The organism is Streptomyces sp. NWU339, from assembly GCF_003143855.1.
Lineage (GTDB): Bacteria > Actinomycetota > Actinomycetes > Streptomycetales > Streptomycetaceae > Streptomyces.
On record NZ_QFRK01000023.1, the window covers coordinates 46941 to 63666 of the forward strand.

At 72.0% G+C, this 16726-nt stretch carries 16 protein-coding genes; 11 read left to right on the forward strand and 5 right to left on the reverse strand.

Going from position 1 to position 16726, the window contains the following annotated elements:
* Nucleotides 1-121 precede the first annotated feature (121 nt).
* Nucleotides 122-1213 (forward strand): MerR family transcriptional regulator, encoded by a 1092-nt coding sequence (locus DIZ27_RS24970; protein WP_109380691.1) that lies wholly within the window; start codon nt 122-124, stop codon nt 1211-1213.
* Nucleotides 1214-1361: 148 nt separating this feature from the next.
* The gene (locus DIZ27_RS24975) at nt 1362-2654 is read left to right on the forward strand and encodes an MFS transporter (protein ID WP_109380692.1); all 1293 of its coding nucleotides are present in this window, start codon (nt 1362-1364) and stop codon (nt 2652-2654) included.
* 128 nt (nt 2655-2782) lie between these two features.
* Here DIZ27_RS24975 and DIZ27_RS24980 read toward each other — a convergent pair whose 3' ends face one another.
* Complete coding sequence (locus DIZ27_RS24980; protein WP_109380693.1) at nt 2783-3253, reverse strand: cation:proton antiporter regulatory subunit; 471 nt, start codon at nt 3251-3253, stop codon at nt 2783-2785.
* A gap of 295 nt (nt 3254-3548) precedes the next feature.
* Here DIZ27_RS24980 and DIZ27_RS24985 point away from each other — a divergent pair, with 295 nt between their 5' ends.
* The 3 genes from DIZ27_RS24985 to DIZ27_RS24995 all read left to right on the forward strand — a co-directional run bounded on the left by DIZ27_RS24985 (nt 3549) and on the right by DIZ27_RS24995 (nt 5991).
* Nucleotides 3549-4478 carry a universal stress protein gene (locus DIZ27_RS24985; protein WP_109380694.1) on the forward strand — a complete coding sequence of 310 codons (930 nt, stop codon included), beginning with the start codon at nt 3549-3551 and terminating at the stop codon, nt 4476-4478.
* 136 nt (nt 4479-4614) lie between these two features.
* Entirely contained in the window at nt 4615-5451 is an 837-nt protein-coding gene (locus DIZ27_RS24990) for a universal stress protein (protein ID WP_181383678.1), read from the forward strand.
* Nucleotides 5452-5514: 63 nt separating this feature from the next.
* Nucleotides 5515-5991, forward strand: a complete 477-nt coding sequence (locus tag DIZ27_RS24995) for an SRPBCC domain-containing protein (RefSeq protein WP_109380695.1) — start codon at nt 5515-5517, stop codon at nt 5989-5991.
* Between the two features lie 41 nt (nt 5992-6032).
* Here the strand turns inward: DIZ27_RS24995 and DIZ27_RS25000 are convergent, their stop codons facing one another.
* Nucleotides 6033-6461, reverse strand: coding sequence for a YjbQ family protein (locus DIZ27_RS25000; protein WP_109380696.1), 429 nt, complete (start codon nt 6459-6461; stop codon nt 6033-6035).
* Nucleotides 6462-6567: 106 nt separating this feature from the next.
* Here DIZ27_RS25000 and DIZ27_RS25005 point away from each other — a divergent pair, with 106 nt between their 5' ends.
* Complete coding sequence (locus DIZ27_RS25005; RefSeq protein WP_181383679.1) at nt 6568-7659, forward strand: NAD(P)-binding domain-containing protein; 1092 nt, start codon at nt 6568-6570, stop codon at nt 7657-7659.
* Nucleotides 7660-7701: 42 nt separating this feature from the next.
* Here the strand turns inward: DIZ27_RS25005 and mltG are convergent, their stop codons facing one another.
* Nucleotides 7702-8583: an endolytic transglycosylase MltG gene (gene mltG, locus DIZ27_RS25010; protein ID WP_109380697.1), complete on the reverse strand. Its 882-nt coding sequence runs from the start codon at nt 8581-8583 to the stop codon at nt 7702-7704.
* A gap of 43 nt (nt 8584-8626) precedes the next feature.
* Nucleotides 8627-10429: an ABC transporter ATP-binding protein gene (locus DIZ27_RS25015; RefSeq protein WP_109380698.1), complete on the reverse strand. Its 1803-nt coding sequence runs from the start codon at nt 10427-10429 to the stop codon at nt 8627-8629.
* 145 nt (nt 10430-10574) lie between these two features.
* On the opposite strand from DIZ27_RS25015, the gene DIZ27_RS25020 reads away from it, so the two are divergent.
* The 5 genes from DIZ27_RS25020 to DIZ27_RS25040 all read left to right on the forward strand — a co-directional run bounded on the left by DIZ27_RS25020 (nt 10575) and on the right by DIZ27_RS25040 (nt 15895).
* Nucleotides 10575-11042, forward strand: coding sequence for a MarR family winged helix-turn-helix transcriptional regulator (locus tag DIZ27_RS25020; protein WP_109380699.1), 468 nt, complete (start codon nt 10575-10577; stop codon nt 11040-11042).
* A 250-nt stretch (nt 11043-11292) separates the two neighbouring features.
* A complete protein-coding gene (locus tag DIZ27_RS25025) occupies nt 11293-13122 on the forward strand; it encodes an ABC transporter ATP-binding protein (protein WP_109380700.1) in 1830 nt (609 codons plus the stop codon).
* Nucleotides 13119-14900, forward strand: coding sequence for an ABC transporter ATP-binding protein (locus tag DIZ27_RS25030; protein WP_109380701.1), 1782 nt, complete (start codon nt 13119-13121; stop codon nt 14898-14900). The genes DIZ27_RS25025 and DIZ27_RS25030 overlap by 4 nt, the downstream gene beginning before the upstream one ends.
* 200 nt (nt 14901-15100) lie before the next feature.
* Nucleotides 15101-15571: a DUF5709 domain-containing protein gene (locus DIZ27_RS25035; RefSeq protein WP_109380702.1), complete on the forward strand. Its 471-nt coding sequence runs from the start codon at nt 15101-15103 to the stop codon at nt 15569-15571.
* 69 nt (nt 15572-15640) lie between these two features.
* The gene (locus DIZ27_RS25040) at nt 15641-15895 is read left to right on the forward strand and encodes a type B 50S ribosomal protein L31 (protein WP_109380703.1); all 255 of its coding nucleotides are present in this window, start codon (nt 15641-15643) and stop codon (nt 15893-15895) included.
* A 29-nt stretch (nt 15896-15924) separates the two neighbouring features.
* Here the strand turns inward: DIZ27_RS25040 and DIZ27_RS25045 are convergent, their stop codons facing one another.
* Entirely contained in the window at nt 15925-16719 is a 795-nt protein-coding gene (locus DIZ27_RS25045) for a metal-dependent hydrolase (protein ID WP_109380704.1), read from the reverse strand.
* Between the last annotated feature and the right edge of the window lie 7 nt (nt 16720-16726).

Consider the following 16726-nt stretch of genomic DNA (forward strand, 5'->3'; position numbering starts at 1 on the left):
TTCCTGATCGCGACAAGGGGCTCGTCCGCGTCACTTCAGGTGACGCGGACGAGCCCTGGTCATGCCACCGGTTGACCCTCGACCTTGTCGAGGCGGCAGGGTCTCGGGTGTGGAGAGCGAGATGCGCAGCATTGGTGAGATGGCCCGGGACAGCGGCCTGAGCGTGAGCGCCCTGCGGTTCTACGACCGTGCGGGGGTGCTGGTCCCCGACTGGGTGGACCCGGTCAGCGGCTACCGCTGGTACGCACCCGAGCAGTCGGACGAGGCCAGGCTGCTGGCGCGGTTGCGCCGGGCCGGGATGCCGCTGGCCGACATCCGACTGGTGCTGGCCGGCTGGGCCGGCGCGGACACCGATCTCGTACGGCAGCTCCTGGAGGCGCACCTGCGCCGGCTGGAACAGGGGTTGTCCGATGCCCGCGGTGAGTTCTCCACGCTCCGAGCCCTACTCGACGACAGGGAGAAACCCATGACCTCGCTCCGTACCTCCTCGGCCCGCCCGGCCCTTGTCTCGCCCGAGCTGGCCGCCGCGTTGGACGCGGTCCGTTTCGCCGCCGGTACGGACCCCGAGCTGCCGATGCTCGGCGGGGTCCTGTTTGACATCGAGGGCGACGCCCTGCGCCTCGTGGCGACCGACCGGTACCGGCTGGCCGTCGCGCAGGCCGCGGTCACCGGGCACGGCGGGCCCCGGGTGCAGGTGATCGTGCCCCTGCCGCTCGTCGACGCGATGCGGGCGCTGGCCGGCGGCACCGAACCCGTCCGGCTCTTTGTGGACGGTGGCCGGGTGACGCTGGAGACCGAGAGCGGCCGTCAGGTGGCCGGCCGGTGCCTCGACCACGAGTTCCCGGACTACCGGCGCCTGGTCCACCTGTCGGCCGGGCGTCGGGCCCTCGTCGACGTGGCGGCCTTCCGGGAGGCGGTGGAGGCGGGTCCCGTCCGTACCGGCGAGGTGCGCGAGCAGGACGGGGTGCCCTATGACGTCAGCGTGCTCGGGGTGGCCGACGACGGCACGGTGCTCCTCTGCGATGACGGTGACGACGGCCAGGACCGCGTCGCCGTCAACCGCGAGTTCCTGCTGCACGCCCTCGACGCCGGGGCCCGCGACCGGCTGGTCCTGGAGTTCGGCGCCTCCACGGCACCGCTCGCGATCCGCCGGCCCGACGACGAGGACACCTTCTCGCTGCTGATGCCGGTCCGGCTGGACAGCCAGGCCTGAGCCGCGGGGACCGGGCTCGCGCCGTAGCGCCAAGGTGCTACGGCGCTGAGAACCCCTGACGGAATGAACTGATGGCTCGACATGGGTGGGTGAGGCGTGGCTGGGACCGTTCGTCCCGAGGCCGGTACGGCATTGGTCGGGGGTTCTGATGCCGACCGGCGATGAGACCGCGGAGTCTCCCGGGGCAACTCGTGGCGTCCCGTCCGCGCAAGGTGACGGGCGGCACCCGCAGGTCCGGGAGCGGCTGCCTCGGTCCTACCTGTGGTGGCTCGTCGGGATCCTGGTCTCGCTCGTGGGCAACGTGGTCTTCTACTTTGCTCTCGGCTGGGCCGCCGGCGCGTACGGCGGGGGCGTCGCGGGCTTGGTTCTGAGCGCGATCACGCTTCCCCGCGTTCTGCTCCTTCTCCTCGGGGGCGCGGTGAGCGACCGGGTCAGCACGCGTCGCGTTCTGATCGCCGGTGATGCGGCGATGCTGGTCTTCTCGCTCGGTCTGGCAGTCCTCGCCTATCACCTGGGAGCTCCGCCCTGGTTGCTCATCGCGACGGGCATTGCGGTCGGTGTCGTCGATGCCTTCTATCTGCCCGCCTCGGGGTCCATGCCTCGTCGGCTGGTGGCCGAGGCACAGTTACCGCGGGCGTTGTCTCTGCGACAGGCCGGCGGCCAGGTGATCAACATGGGTGGCGGGCCTCTGGGCGGCGTCCTGGTGGGTCTTGCCGGGCTCGCGGGCGCGGCCGTGTTCAACGCCGTCACCTTCGCCTTCACGCTGATCGTCCTGGCGATCGTCCGCCCGCGGTATGAAGCAACGCGGTCCCCCGGAGCAACCAGTCTGCTCAAGGAGGCCGTTGACGGCGTGCGCGTGGCCTTCGCCCATCCGGTGCTGCGTCCGGGTCTTTGCCTCACCGGTTTCGCGGCCGGCTTCCTGTTGCCCGTGCTGTCGCTCCTGGTCCCCCTGCTCGCCCGTGAGCGGGAATGGGGCGCGGGGGCCGCGGGGCTCGTGATCGGAGCGCAGGGCGTGGGCATGGTGGCGATCACCCTGGTGGTGGTGAAGCGCGGTCCGCTGGGACGGCCCGGTCTGCTGTCGGCGAGCGCGCTCGTGCTGGCCGGTGCGGGGGTAATCGCCCTGGCGTTGGCACCGGGCACGGCGGGGGCGGTGGCCGCCGGCTCGGTCATCGGTGTCGGCAACGGAGTCTTCTCCGCGCACATCGCGCCGTTGGTCCTGGCAGCAGCACCGGAAAGCCACCTGTCCCGCGTCCAGGCGGTTCTCGTGCTCGTCCAGAGCCTGGCCTTGTTGCTCATGAACAATGTGCTCGGCACATTCGTCGATCTCGAAGGTGCCGCAGTCGTACTCGTCGCCTGTGCCGTCACGCTCGTCGGCGTCGGGCTGGCGGGTCTGACCTCCACACCGCTCCGCGACGACCGCACGGGACTGCGGGCCCGCTGAGCCGGGCCGGCCGCGCTTGCCGCGCACCGGCGGCACGGCCTGGAGTCGCCCTGCCCGTCGAGCGGCCCGCCAGCCGGTGGCCGCCTTCGTCAGCGCGGTGACGGAAGCTCACGGAGGAGCGCGCGCGCTCACTCCCGTCCGAGGATCTCGGCGGCGGTCTCGATGCCCTCGCGGGTGCCGATGACGATGAGTGTGTCACCGCCCGCAAGCCGGAAGTCCGGTGTCGGGGACGGGATCGCCTCGGCCCGCCGCAGCACGGCCACGATCGAGGCTCCGGTGTCGGTGCGCATCCTGGTCTCGCCCAGCACCCTGCCGTTCCAGTGGGAGGCGGCGGACAGCTCGATGCGCTCCGCGACCAGGCCCAGATCGGTCGTGTGCAGCAGGTTCGAGCTGTGGTGGGCGGGCATCAGCGCGTCGATCAGGGCGGCCGACTCGGCGACGTTCAGCCGCAGCGACTGGGCGCAGGCGTCCGGGTCGTCGGATCGGTAGATGTTGACCGTACGTGCGCCGTCCCGGTGCGCGATCACGGAAAGGTGCTGGCGCTCACGCGTGGTGAGGTCGTACTTCACGCCGATGCCCGGCAGTGGCGTGGTGCTCATCCGTGGAGCAGGCACAGCCCGTCCCCTTCCCGGTTTCTTCTGGTCATCCGTCGTTCTGGGCGGGGTCCCGCCATCCCGCTGACGGTCAGCCCCCGTGGGGGACATGGTGTCATCCCGCCATGTCGTCGAGAGGGTGGGTGGTGTCACGGATGGACAAACGATCCCGACGGACTCGACCCTCACGAGGGCGGACCTCCGGAGGGCCCTGATCCTCCGGAGGTGTGGCCCGTTGGGCCCATGGCCACGGGGTTCCACAATGGGATCATGGTGGTGGCATACCGATTGGGGAGGCGTCATGAGTCGTCTGGTCGTTGTGGGAGTCGATGGATCGGCCTCGAGCCTGGCCGCGGTGGGTGCTGCGGCCGAGGAGGCCCAGCGGCGTAAGGCCGAGCTGCGGGTGGTGCACGCGTTCCTCTGGCCCGCCATGCATGTGCCGCTGGGCCCTTCGCCGCTGGGTCCGCCCGGGGGCGGTCTGCAGGCCGTGGCCGATCGGCTGGTGGCCGAGGCGGTGGAGCACGCCAGGTCGGTGGCACCGGACGTGGACGTCTCGCACACCGTGGTGACGGGAGAACCGCTGACCGTGCTGGAGGCGCAGTCCGCCTCCGCGGAACTCGTGGTCATCGGATCCCGCGGGATGGGGGGTTTCGTCGGGCTCCTGGTGGGGTCGACGGCGGTGCACCTGGCGGCTCACGGGCGGTGCCCGGTCCTGGTCGTGCGTGAGCCGGGGGCGGCGGACGGGCCGGTCGTGGTCGGAGTCGACGGTTCCCCGGCGGGCGCGAAGGCGATCGACTTCGCCTTCGCCGAGGCGTCCCTGCGCGGCGCCGAACTGGTCGCGCTGCACTCCTGGACCACCTGGAACGCGCCGGCCCCGGCCCCGCAGGACGAGAAGGCCCCCTACGCGAGCGAGTCCGGCGATCTGCGGGCCGGCGAGGAGCGTCTGCTGTCCGAGGCACTGGCCGGGCACCAGGAGCGGTACCCCGGTGTGAAGGTCCGGCACGAGCTCGTGCACGGCGGCACCCGCGAAGCACTCATCGAAGCGAGCCGTACGGCGCGGTTGCTGGTGGTCGGGGCCCGGGGGCGGGGCGGGTTCACCGGGCTGCTGCTCGGCTCGGTCAGCCAGGCGATGCTGCACCACGCCCACTGCCCGGTGGCCGTCGTCCGCGGCGACAGCGGAGAAAAGGGAGAGAGGGGAGAGAGGGGAGAGAAGGGAGAGGGGGACGCGTAGCCCGCTCCCCCTTCCGAGGCTTCCGGGCCGCCGGGCTCCGGGCCGGTACGGTCCCCCTGCCCGCGGGTACTCGGGTATTCACGGGCGTGACCGGGACGCGCCCGCGTCGGGGGCCCGGCCCGGACGGGAGTGAGCAGTGGATGACACGGTGATCGTCGGAGTGGACGGATCGCCGTCCAGTCTCGCCGCGGCGGACGTCGCGGCCCGTGAAGCCCAGCTGCGCGGCGCACAGCTGCGGATCGTGCACGCCTTCAGTCGTCACTCCGGCCTGGACCCGATGATCCGCGGCGCCCTGGCGCAGGCGGAACGGCGGGCCGCCGACCTGGCGCCGGGTCTGGAGGTGACCAGGACCGTGGTGTCCGGGGGCGCCCTGACGGTGCTGCGGAGCGAGTCGCGCCACGCGGTACTGGCAGTGCTCGGCGGACGGGGCCGCGGCGGGTTCGGGGACCTGCTGCTGGGCTCGACGGTCGTGCAGTTGGCCGCCCACGGGCACTGCCCGGTCATGGCGGTTCGGGGACGCCCCGATCCGCGGGGGCCCGTGCTCCTCGCCGCGGACGGCTCGGCGGCCGGTGCGGCGGCGGCCGGATTCGCCTTCGCCGAGGCGTCGCTGCGCGGGGCCCGGCTGGTCGCCCTGCACGTGTGGAACACCTTGAACGAGCCGACACCCTACGAGGGTCCTGGCGCCCCGCTGAACGTGGTGGTGGACCTGGACCAACTCCGCGAGAAGCACCGGCACCGGTTGGAGGAGGCCCTGGCTCCTTGGCGGGCCGCTCATCCGGAGGTGTCCGTGGAACTGCTCGTGGAGCGGTCCCGGGTGCGCCACGCACTGCTGGACGCCAGCAGGGAGGCCCAGTTGCTGGTGACCGGGGCCCGGGGGCACGGCGGCTTCACCGGGATGCTGCTGGGCTCGGTGAGCCAGGCCCTGCTCTACCACGCCGACTGTCCCGTCACCGTCGTCCGCGGCGAGCAGTGACCGACCGGGAACGGTGCCGTCGGACGTGATGGCGTCCGGGCACCTCGACGGCACGATGGGGCCATGTACACGACGCGGGTCTCCCGTCTGGTGAACGCGCCCCGCCCGGTGGTCCACCGGGCGCTGGTGAGCGCGGAGGCGATCGCGCGGTGGCGGGTGCCGCCGGGTGTGCGGGGCGAGGTGCACGAGTTCGATGCGCGCGAGGGCGGCCGGTTCCGGGTCTCGCTCACGTACGACGCACCGGACGCGCCGGGCAGGTCCGCCGAGCGCACCGACACCTACCACGGCCACTTCGCGAGGCTCGTGCCGGGTGAGCGAGTGGTGGAGATGCTCGAGTTCGAGACCGAGGACCCCGCGCTGCGCGGGACGATGACCATGTCCACCACACTCACCGACACCGACGACGGTGGCACCGCCGTCCTGGTGGTCCACGAGGGCGTCCCCGGCGCCGTACCCGCCGCCGACAACGAAGCGGGCGCCCGCTGGGCGCCGGCGCATCCGGCCCGGTTCGTCGAATCGGGCGGTGCCGATTCTGCGTAGGGCCCGCTCCGTCGGTCACCGGCCTGCCGGACCCTCGGCGCCTACCGGCCGCCGAGGAAACTCAGCCGGATTCGGCGGTCGGGGTTGTCGCGGTTGGTGTCGACCAGGCACACGGACTGCCAGGTGCCCAGCTCCAGCCGACCGCCCAGCACGGGCAGGGTGGCGTGCGGCGGGACGAGGGCGGGCAGGACGTGGTCGCGGCCGTGGCCGGGGCTGCCGTGGCGGTGCTGCCAGCGGTCGTCGGCCGGCAGCAGGGTGTGCAGGGCGGCCAGGAGGTCGTCGTCGCTGCCGGCGCCGGTCTCGATGAGGGCGATGCCGGCGGTGGCGTGCGGCACGAAGAGGTTGAGCAGTCCGTCGCGGCCGGCCGCCACCTCCCGCAGGAAGGACTCGCAGTCGCCGGTGATGTCGGCGACCCGCTCCGCGGAGCCGGTGGCGACGTTCAGGATCCGGGTGGTGAAGGCATCTGACATGGTTTCCATCCTGGCCCATGGCCCGGGGGTCTTCGAAGAAGGAGGCCTCCGAGTGGCGGCAACGGCTCGCGGGAAGATGTGTCCCCCTAGCGGCGTTAGTAGAAATATGAACTACATGAGCGAGGTCGAGGTGGCCGAGGTCCAGGCAGTCGTCATAGGCGCCGGGCAGGCGGGACTGTCCAGCGCCTATCACCTGCGGCGCACCGGGTTCGAGCCGGACCGCGACTTCGTGGTGCTCGACCACAACCCCGGCCCCGGCGGCGCCTGGCGGTACCGCTGGCCCTCACTCACGTACGGCAAGGTGCACGGGATGCACTCGCTGCCCGGCATGGAACTCACGGACGCCGATCCGGCCCGTCCGTCCTCCGAGGTCATCACGGAGTACTTCGACCGCTACGAGCGGACGTTCGACCTGCGGGTACGGCGACCGGTGCAGGTCCGGGCGGTGCGGGAGGGGACCGGCGGGCGGCTGCTCGTGGAGACCTCGGCGGGCGCCTGGTCGACACGGACGCTGATCAACGCCACCGGCACCTGGAACCGGCCGTTCTGGCCGCGCTACGAAGGCCAGGAGACCTTCCTGGGACGGCAGTTGCACACCGCTCAGTACCCGGGCCCCGAGGCGTTCGCCGGTCAGCGGGTGGTCGTGGTGGGGGGAGGCGCCTCGGCCACCCAGCACCTGCTGGAGATCGCCCCCCACGCGGCGGCCACCACCTGGGTGACCCGGCGGCCCCCGGTCTTCCACGAGGGCCCCTTCGACGAGGAGGCGGGACGGGCGGCCGTGGCACTGGTCGAGGAGCGGGTGCGGCAGGGGCTGCCGCCGCGCAGCGTCGTCTCGGTGACGGGACTGCCGCTGAACGACGCGATCCGCCGGGGTCTCGCCGACGGCGTCCTGGACCGGCAGCCGATGTTCGACCGGATCACGCCGGAGGGAGTGGAGTGGACGGAGAGGCGGCGAGTGGCGGCCGACGTCATCCTGTGGGCCACCGGGTTCCGTCCCGCCATCGACCACCTCGCTCCGCTGCGACTGCGGGAGCCGGGCGGCGGCATCCGCGTCGAGGGCACCCGGGCGGTCGCCGATCCCCGCGTCCACCTCGTCGGCTACGGCCCCTCGGCCAGTACCGTCGGGGCCAACCGCGCCGGGCGGGCGGCCGTACGGGACATCGGGCGCCTGCTGGCGGAGGAACGCGTCGCGGCCTGACGCCGCTCCCGGACGGTGGGGCCGGTGACGGTGCCGGTAGGCTCACTTCTCGGGCCGCTCGTCCGCCTTCACCTCCCCGTCCCCCGCCTCCTTCGCCTTCTCCTTCTTCTGCCGCGCGTTGAACTCGGCGACATCGCCCTGGTGTTGCTTGTAGTCGGCGGTGAAGCGGGTGTCGCCCGGTGTGACCGTGACGAAGTACAGCCAGTCGCCCGGCGTCGGGGTGATCGCCGCCCGCATCGCCTCCTCGCCGGGGTTGCCGATCGGGGTGGGCGGCAGTCCCATACGCGTATACGAGTTGTAGGGGCTGTCGGCCTTGGTGTCCGCCTCGGTGGTACGCGGTGCCGAACGGCCCAGGGCGTAGTTGACCGTCGAGTCCATCTGCAGCGGCATCCCACGCTCCAGCCGGTTGAAGATCACCCGGGCCACCTTGCCCATGTCGGCCTTGGTGGACGCCTCCGCCTGGACGATGCTCGCGATGGTGACGGCCTGGTAGACGTTCATCGCGTTGCGCTGCGCACCGGCGGCGATCGGGGCGCCGTTGAACTTCTTGTTGGCGGTGTCGACCATCAGCGACAGCAGTTGTTCCGGTGTCGTCCCCTCCTTCAGCGGATAGGCCGCCGGGAAGAGATAGCCCTCCGGGTTCCCCTCGGCATCGCTCGGCAGTTTGAGGGCTGCCTTCGCGAGGGACTTCTTCGCACTCCCCGCGGGCAGTCGGAGGGCCTTGTCGACAGCCGCGTACACCTGGCTCGCCCGGTGGCCCTTCGGGATCACCAGGGTGGTGGGGCGGGGATCGCCGTCGTCGCCCAGGGTCAGCAGGGGCACCGCCACGGCGGTGCCGGCCACGACGGCCCCGGTCGCGACGAGGGCGAGTCGGCCCCGGCGCGTCAGTCGGATCGTGTTCCGTGACGGAGTGTTCTTCTGCATGCGGGCACGGTAACGCCCACATCGTCACAAACCCGGCATATTTTCATCTTGTCGGCTCCAGTTGGGCGTCCCTGCGGACAAGACCCGCGTAACGCCCGTCCAGCTCCAGCAGTTCCTCGTGCGTGCCGCGTTCGACCACCCGGCCCGCGTCGAGCACCACGATCTGGTCGGCGCCGCGGACGGTGGACAGCCGGTGGGCGATGGTGAGCGTGGTGCGGTTGGCCGACAGCGCGTCGATGGCCTGCTGGACGGCGGCCTCGGTACGGGTGTCGAGCGCGCTGGTCGCCTCGTCGAGGACGAGGACCGGCGGGTCGCGCAGGATGGTCCGGGCGAGCGCCAGACGCTGCTTCTCGCCACCGGAGAAACGGTGGCCGCGCTCTCCCACGACCGTGTCGTACCCGTCGGGCAGGGCGGCGATGTGGTCGTGGATCTGCGCCGCGCGGGCCGCCGCGTGGAGTTCCTCGTCAGTGGCCTCGGGCTTGGCGAAGCGCAGGTTGTCGGCGACGGAGGCGTGGAAGAGATACGTCTCCTGGGAGACGACGCCGACCGCGCGCGCCAAGGTGTCGAAGTCGAGGTCGCGCACATCCACCCCGTCGAGGGCGACCCGGCCGGAGGTGACGTCGTACAGCCGGGGCACGAGGTGGCCGAGCGTGGACTTGCCGGCGCCGGTCGAACCGACCACGGCGAGGCTGGTGCCGGCGGGGACCGTGATGTCGATGCCGTCGAGGACGGGACCGCCCTTGCCGTCGTAGCCGAAGGTGACGTTCTCGAACCGGACCTCGCCGCCGACCCGGGCGAGACGGACCGGCTCCGCGCGTTCGGTGATGTCGACCGGCAGGTCGAGGTACTCGAAGATGCGCTGGAACAGCGCGAGCGACGCCTGGACCTGGACACCGGTCGACAGCAGGCTCACCGCCGGCCGGAACAGGCCCTGTTGAAGCGAGACGAAGGCGACGACCGTCCCGATGGAGATGCCGGGCCCGCCCGTCCGCAGGACGATGCCCGCGGTCCAGTAGATGACGGCGGGCATGGCGGCCATGACGATCGTGATGACGGCCATGCGCCAGCGGCCGGCCATGTTCGACCGCACCTCCAGGTCCACCAGGCGTTCGGACTCGTCGGCGAAGGCGCTGGTCAGAGAGTCGGAGCGGCCCATGGTGCGGCCGAGCAGGATGCCGCTGACCGACAGCGACTCGGTGACCGTGGCGGCCATCGAGGCCATCTGCTTCTGGCGCTGGGTGGTGATCTTCTTGCGTTCGTTGCCGACACGGCGGCTGATCCACACGAACACCGGCAGCAGGACCAGCGAGACGACGGTCAGCCGCCAGTCGAGGGCGAGCATCGCGACGACGGTGGCGACGACGCTGGTGAGGTTGGAGACCAGCGAGGTCGCCGTCGAGGTCACGGTGGCCTGCATACCGCCGATGTCGTTGGCGATGCGGGACTGGACCTCGCCGGTGCGGGTGCGCGTGAAGAAGGCGAGCGACATGCGCTGGAGCCGGTCGTAGACCGCGGTGCGCAGATCGTGCATGACACGTTGACCGACGGTCGTGGAGATCAGCGTCTGGAGCACTCCGAAGACGCTGGTGAGGACGGCGCTGAGGATCATGCCGAGAGCGAGCAGGCTGAGCAGCCCGGTCCGGCCCTCGGGGATCGCGACGTCGAGGATCGCCTTCAGCAGGAACGGGGTGGCGACCGAGACGAGGGACGCCGCCCCGACGAGCAGGCCGACGATCGCGAGACGGCCCCGGTAGGGACGGAACAACTTCAGGATGCGGCGCACCTGCCGGGGCTGTTCCCCGGCGCCCGCGGGTGCGCTCCAGACGGGTTCGCGGTCGGGATGCATGGTCTCCTTCGGGAACTGGCAGCAGGGAACAGGGAGCAACAGGGGCCGGGAACGGCCGCCTGGTGCCGGGCACGCCGGGATCAGCGGAGCCTAGCTCATTGTTACCTATACTCACAATGAACGGCATCCTGATATTGTTCCGCGCATGACCACCCCCGACCCCGACGGCCTGCTGGCCGAGCAGCTGCTTCGGCTGACCCGCCGGGTGCACCGCATCCAGAAGCGTCATCTGGTGCGGCGCGAACTGGGCATCACCCCGGCCCAGTCCCGGTTGCTGCGCACCCTCGCCCACTACGCCTCGCCCCCGCGCATGGCCGATCTGGCCGAGCGGCTGGAGGTGGTGCCCCGAGCGGTGACGACGCTGGTCGACGGACTGGAGGCGAACGGCAAGGTACGGCGGGTGCCCGATCCGGCCAATCGGCGGGTGATCCGGATCGAGCTCACCGACGACGGGCACACCGCCCTGCGGGAGCTGCACGCCGCGCGCCGGGCCGCCGCCGAGGAGATCCTGGCTCCGCTGACGGACCAACAGCGTGAGGCCCTCGGCGGGTTGCTGGACACCTTGATCGACGGAACGGCGGCCGCACCGCAGCAGGGCGACACGTCCTGCTGAGGCAGCGCGCCTCCTGCTGAGGCAGCGCGCCGCGATCGTCCGGAGCCTCGCGCCGTGACCGTCCGACGGGTCGCACGGCACTCGTCCGACCCGTCGCGCCGTGCCCCTGCGACGCGAGCAGCCTGTTCCGTGCGGTCTCGTGGAAAACCGTTTGCCTTCCCACACGCAGCGGGGTCAACCTGTCACGGTTTGCTGCCGCAGTCGTCCGCGGACGACGCACGGCCCCGCCTTTGCGAGTCACTGGGACGTCATGCAGATCCAAGACCTTCCGTATCCCGACCCGGGCGTGCCCGATGCCCGCTCGGGCCCCCGATTCCTGTGGTGGCTCTTCCGGAACCAGCTCTCCGGCCAGCTCAGGTCCCTGGCCTGGGGACTGCTGCACTTCGCTGCCATCGCCTCGCTGCCGTTCTGTGTGGGCATCGGCGTCCAGGCCGCCGTCGACCGCTCCGGCGCCCGACTGGCACTGGCCGGCGGGCTCATGGCACTGGTGTGCGCGGGAAACGCCGTCGGCGACACCTTCCTGCACCGGGCCGCCATCACCAACTGGATCACCGCGGCCGCCCGCGTCCAGCAGTTGCTCGCCCGCAGGACCGCGGCCCTGGGATCCGTACTGACCCGGCGTGTCGCGGCCGGCGAGGTCATGGCGGTGTCCACCGGTGACGTCGAGAAGATCGGCTGGTTCGTGGAGGCCCTGTCGCGGTTCACCGCGGCGGTGGTCACCACCGTGGCGGTCTGCGTCGGCCTGCTCGTCCTCCAGCCCGCGCTCGGCGTGGTCGTCGCCGTGGGGGTGCCCCTGCTGGCGCTCGCGGTACTGCCCCTGCTGCCGCACGCCACCCGGAGGGCCGACGTCCAGCGGGAGAAGGCCGGCCGGGCCACGGAACTCGCCTCGGACACCGTCGCCGGGTTGCGTGTGCTGCGCGGCATCGGCGGTGAGGAACTGTTCCTCGACCGCTACCGGCGCGCGTCCCAGGACGTCCGCCGCGCGGCCGTGCACAGTGCCCGGATGTGGTCCCTCATCGCGGCGGTCCAGGTGCTGCTGCAAGGAATCCTGCTGATCACCGTGGTCTGCTACGGCGTCCACCTGGCCCGTGAGGGGCGCATCTCGGTGGGGGAACTGGTCACCGTCTACAGCTCGGTCATGCTGCTCTCCTATCCGCTGCGGCACTTCGAGGAGATCGCCATGGCGTACTCCTTCTCACGGCCCTCGGCCACTCGCGCGGCGCGTGTGCTGTCACTGGAGCGGGCCACGGGCACCTCGGGCGCACCGCCTGCCGTCACACCCACCGGTGACCTGTACGACCCGGTGACCGGTCTGCTCGCCCCGGCGGGCCGGCTCACCGCCGTGGTGTGCGGGGACCCGGACGCGGCGGGGCGGCTGGCCGAACGACTCGGCGGGCACGCGGCGTCCGCCGCACGGGAGGGTTCGGTGCTGCTCGGCGGGGTGCCGCTCGACGGACTGCCGCTGGACGTCGCCCGCGGCGCCGTCCTCGTGCAGGACAAGGACCCGGTGCTGCTGTCCGGCACACTGCGCGAACTGCTCGACGTACCCGCGTCCGGTGCCGTCGGAGCGCGCGAGGCCCTGGAGGCCGCGCAGTGCGGGGACGTGCTGGCGGCACTGGTGCAGGGTTCGCCGGGCGCTTCGGACCCGATGGACACGCTGATCACCGAACGCGGACGGTCTCTCTCCGGCGGTCAGCGCCAGCGGCTCTCACTGGCCCGGTCGCTGGTCACCGACCCGGAGGTACTCGTACTGGACGAGCCGACCTCCGCCGTCGACTCGCACACCGAGGCCCGTGTCGCCCAGGGCCTGTGCGAACTGCGGGCGGGCCGCACCACCGTGGTGTTCGCCTCCTCTCCGCTGCTGCTCGACCGGGCGGACCAGGTGGTCCTCCTGCACGACGGGGCGGTCGTGGCGGTGGGCGGCCACCGCGAGCTGGTGCGTACCGAGCCCCGGTACCGGGCCGTGGTGGCACGGGAAGACCACGACGACCTGAAGGACGTCGAAGACCTGAAAAGCCTGAACGACCTGAACGGTCTGGGCGGCCTGGAAGAACTCGAAGAGATCGAGGAGACGGCATGATCGGCGTGGCGCCACCGGCCTACGACCCGGCGGCCCCCACCACGGCCGGCACCCTGCCCGTGGGTGCCCCCGCCACCGTACGCGCCTACGTGGCCGAACTGCTCCGCAGGCACCGCCGGGCCTTCGCACTGCTGATCACGGTGAACACCGTCGCGGTCGTCTCCTCGATGGTCGGCCCGTATCTGCTGGGCGGTCTGGTGGAGCGGGTGTCGGACCGGACGCGGGAGCTCCATCTGGGGCTCACCGCCGGGCTGTTCGTGCTCGCACTGGTCGTCCAGGCGGTGTTCGTCCGGCAGGTCCACCTGCGGGGGGCCGTACTCGGGGAGCGGATGCTGGCCGATCTGCGCGAGGACTTCCTGGTGCGGTCGGTCGGGCTGCCGCCGGGAGTGCTGGAACGCGCCGGGACCGGTGATCTGCTGTCCCGGATCACGACCGACATCGACCGGCTCGGCAACGCGATGCGCGAGGCCGTGCCCCAACTGGTCATCGGTGTGGTGTGGGTGGCACTGCTGCTGGGCGGGCTGGTCGTCACGGCGCCCGAACTGGCGCCGGCCGTGCTGGTGGCCGTTCCGCTGCTGGTGGCGGGCTGCCGCTGGTACTTCCGGCGGGCGCCGGCGGCGTACCGCTCGGAGGCCGCCGGGTACGCCGCCGTGGCCGCGGCGCTCGCGGAGACCGTGGACGCGGGGCGGACGGTGGAGGCCCACCGTCTCGGCGAGCGCCGAGTGGCACTGTCGGACCAGCGGGTGCGGGAGTGGACGGCCTGGGAGCGTTACACGCTCTGGCTCCGGTCGGTGCTCTTCCCGGTCGTCAACATCACTCACGTGACCGTGATCGGCTCGGTGCTGATGATCGGTGGTGTGTTCGTCCTGCAGGGCTGGATCGGGGTCGGCCAGCTGACGGCCGGGACGCTGCTCGCCCAGATGCTCGTCACCCCGGTCGGGCTGATCCTGCGCTGGTACGACGAGTTGCAGGTGGCCCAGGTGTCGCTGGCCCGGCTGGTCGGGGTCCGGGAGATCGAGCCCGACGCCGGTGACACCGCCCTGGCCCCCGACGGACGCCATGTGCGCGCGGAGCAGGTGTGCTTCGGCTACCGCGAGGGCGTCGACGTGCTGCGCGAGGTGTCGCTCGAGGTCGCCCCCGGCACTCGGCTGGCGCTGGTCGGCCCGTCCGGCGCGGGCAAGTCCACGCTGGGCCGGCTGCTCGCCGGGATCTACGCGCCCCGGAACGGCACGGTGACCCTGGGCCGCGCCGAGCTGTCCCGGATGACCGCGGAACGGGTCCGTGGCCATGTGGCTCTCGTCAACCAGGAGCACCACGTCTTCGTGGGCTCCCTGCGCGACAACCTGCGGCTCGCCCGGACGGACGCCGAGGACGCCCAGCTGTGGGCGGCGCTCGGCGCGGTCGACGCGGACGGCTGGGCACGTGCGCTCGACGACGGTCTCGACAGTGAGGTCGGTTCGGGAGGGCTCGCGCTCACCCCGGCCCAGGCCCAGCAGATCGCGCTGGCCCGCCTGGTGCTGGCCGACCCGCACACGCTGGTCCTGGACGAGGCGACCTCGCTGCTCGACCCCCGCGCGGCGCGGCATCTGGAACGCTCCCTGGCCCGCGTCCTCGACGGTCGCACCGTCGTCGCCATCGCCCACCGCCTGCACACCGCCCATGACGCGGATGTCATCGCCGTCGTCGAGAACGGCCGCATCAGCGAGCTGGGCAGCCACGACGAGCTGGTCGCCGCGGACGGCGCGTACGCGGCGCTGTGGCGTTCCTGGCACGGGTGAGGCCACGGCGGCCCGCCCAGGGGGACGCTGTGCCGTTGCGCGGAGTCGAACCTGGGTGGAAGGCTGGAGTCAGGCACCGGCTCGGGGAACATCCGGGGGCTCCGGAGGACCGGGGTGCGGGTGAGGCCAGTGCTCCGTGCAGATGTGGCCCGCAGCGGGCCACGGCGGGAACGGGCCCGTCGCCACCCCTGGAGGTACCCGTGAACAGTGCCGGCGGTTGGGGAGACGATGTCTACCAGCCCGACGAGTCCGAGGTTCAGGACGACGCCGGACTGCTCGATGCCGAGGACACCCTCATGGACGACGGTGTGGGCGACCCCCTCGACCGGGGCTGGTCCCCTCCCGAACGGCCGTGGGGCGTGGAGCACCGCGGTGTGACGGCGGCGGAGGGCCACGCGGGCGAGACACTGGACCAGCGGCTCGCCGAGGAGCTGCCCGAACCCGCGGCTTTCGACGGCGACGGTCTCGGCGACAGCGAGGGCACCGACGGCGAGCTCCTGGACAACGAGGTCGGTGCCGCGCGCTCCGGCCGGCTCGTCGCTCCCGACGAGGGGGCGCACGAGGACGAGGAGACCGCCCTGGTGGCCACGGACGTCGGTATCGACGGGGCGGCGGCCTCGGCCGAGGAGGCCGCCATGCATGTCGTCGACGAGGACACCCTGCCCGGGTGACGCCGCCGTTCCCTCCTGCCACCGTCCCCCCGGGCGGAGCACGTCGTACGAGTCGCACGAGGAGCTTTCATGCAGCAGGACAAGCACCCCGACTACCACCCCGTCGTCTTCCGTGACCGGTCCGCCGGTTACGCCTTCCTCACCCGGTCCACCGCGACCAGCGAGCAGACCATCGAATGGGACGACGGCGAGACCTACCCGGTGGTGGAGGTGGAGATCTCCTCGGAGAGCCACCCCTTCTACACGGGCAAGGCACGCACCGTGGACACGGAAGGGCGCGTCGCCCGCTTCGAGCGCCGGTACGGCGGTGAGGGCTCCGGGTGAGGCCCCCGGAAGGGCCGGGGACCACCGCCTCAGATCACGTTGAGCGCCACCGCGCCGCCCACTCCGCCGAGCAGCATGAACGCCGGCATCAGCACCTTGATCTCCACCCAGCTGCCCGCCCTGAACCGCATCGCCTTCGGCGGGCCCACGGGGTACCAGCGCTTGCGGCCCACCGGTATGGGCCACAGGATCGGACAGCCGGAGACGGTCAGTGCGTCCCCGATGTCGTGGACCAGCGCGCCCAGGACGATCGGCAGCCCCAGCCACAGGTACTCCTGGCCCGGTGCGGTGAACAGCCAGGCGGCGCCGTTGCCCGGCTGGTCCAGAATGCCCGCGAGGATCCACGCGCTGGTCGCGGCGAGCAGCCACACCAGCACATCGCTGCTGGCGCCCCGGGTCGCCCGCCACAGCAGGCCCTCGATGGCCAGCACCATGTGGACGAAGAGGATGGCCAGCACCGCCCACCGGCCGCCGGTGATCGCCAGGACGGAGGTGCCCCCACCGATCAGGACCGCCCACAGCCAGGTGTGGGTGAGGGTGCGGTGGCCGCCGGAACGGCGCGGGTCGCCCGGCTTCTTGGTGGCCTTGTAGACGGCGTACGACAGCTTGTCGACGATCTCGCACAGTCGCCGGGAGACGGGCCCGAAGGCGCGGGATATCGTCGCCGCCTTGTGGTCCAGGTCCGGGGCGAGGGCCGCACCGGCACAGATGAGAGCGCCGACCAGGAGCACCGGCCAGGGCATCGGTTTTCCTGCGGCGGCCGTCGCCGCTCCGACACCGAGCCAGGCCGCGGCGCCCGACAGTGAGTGTGCTGGTCCCATCATCCCCGTT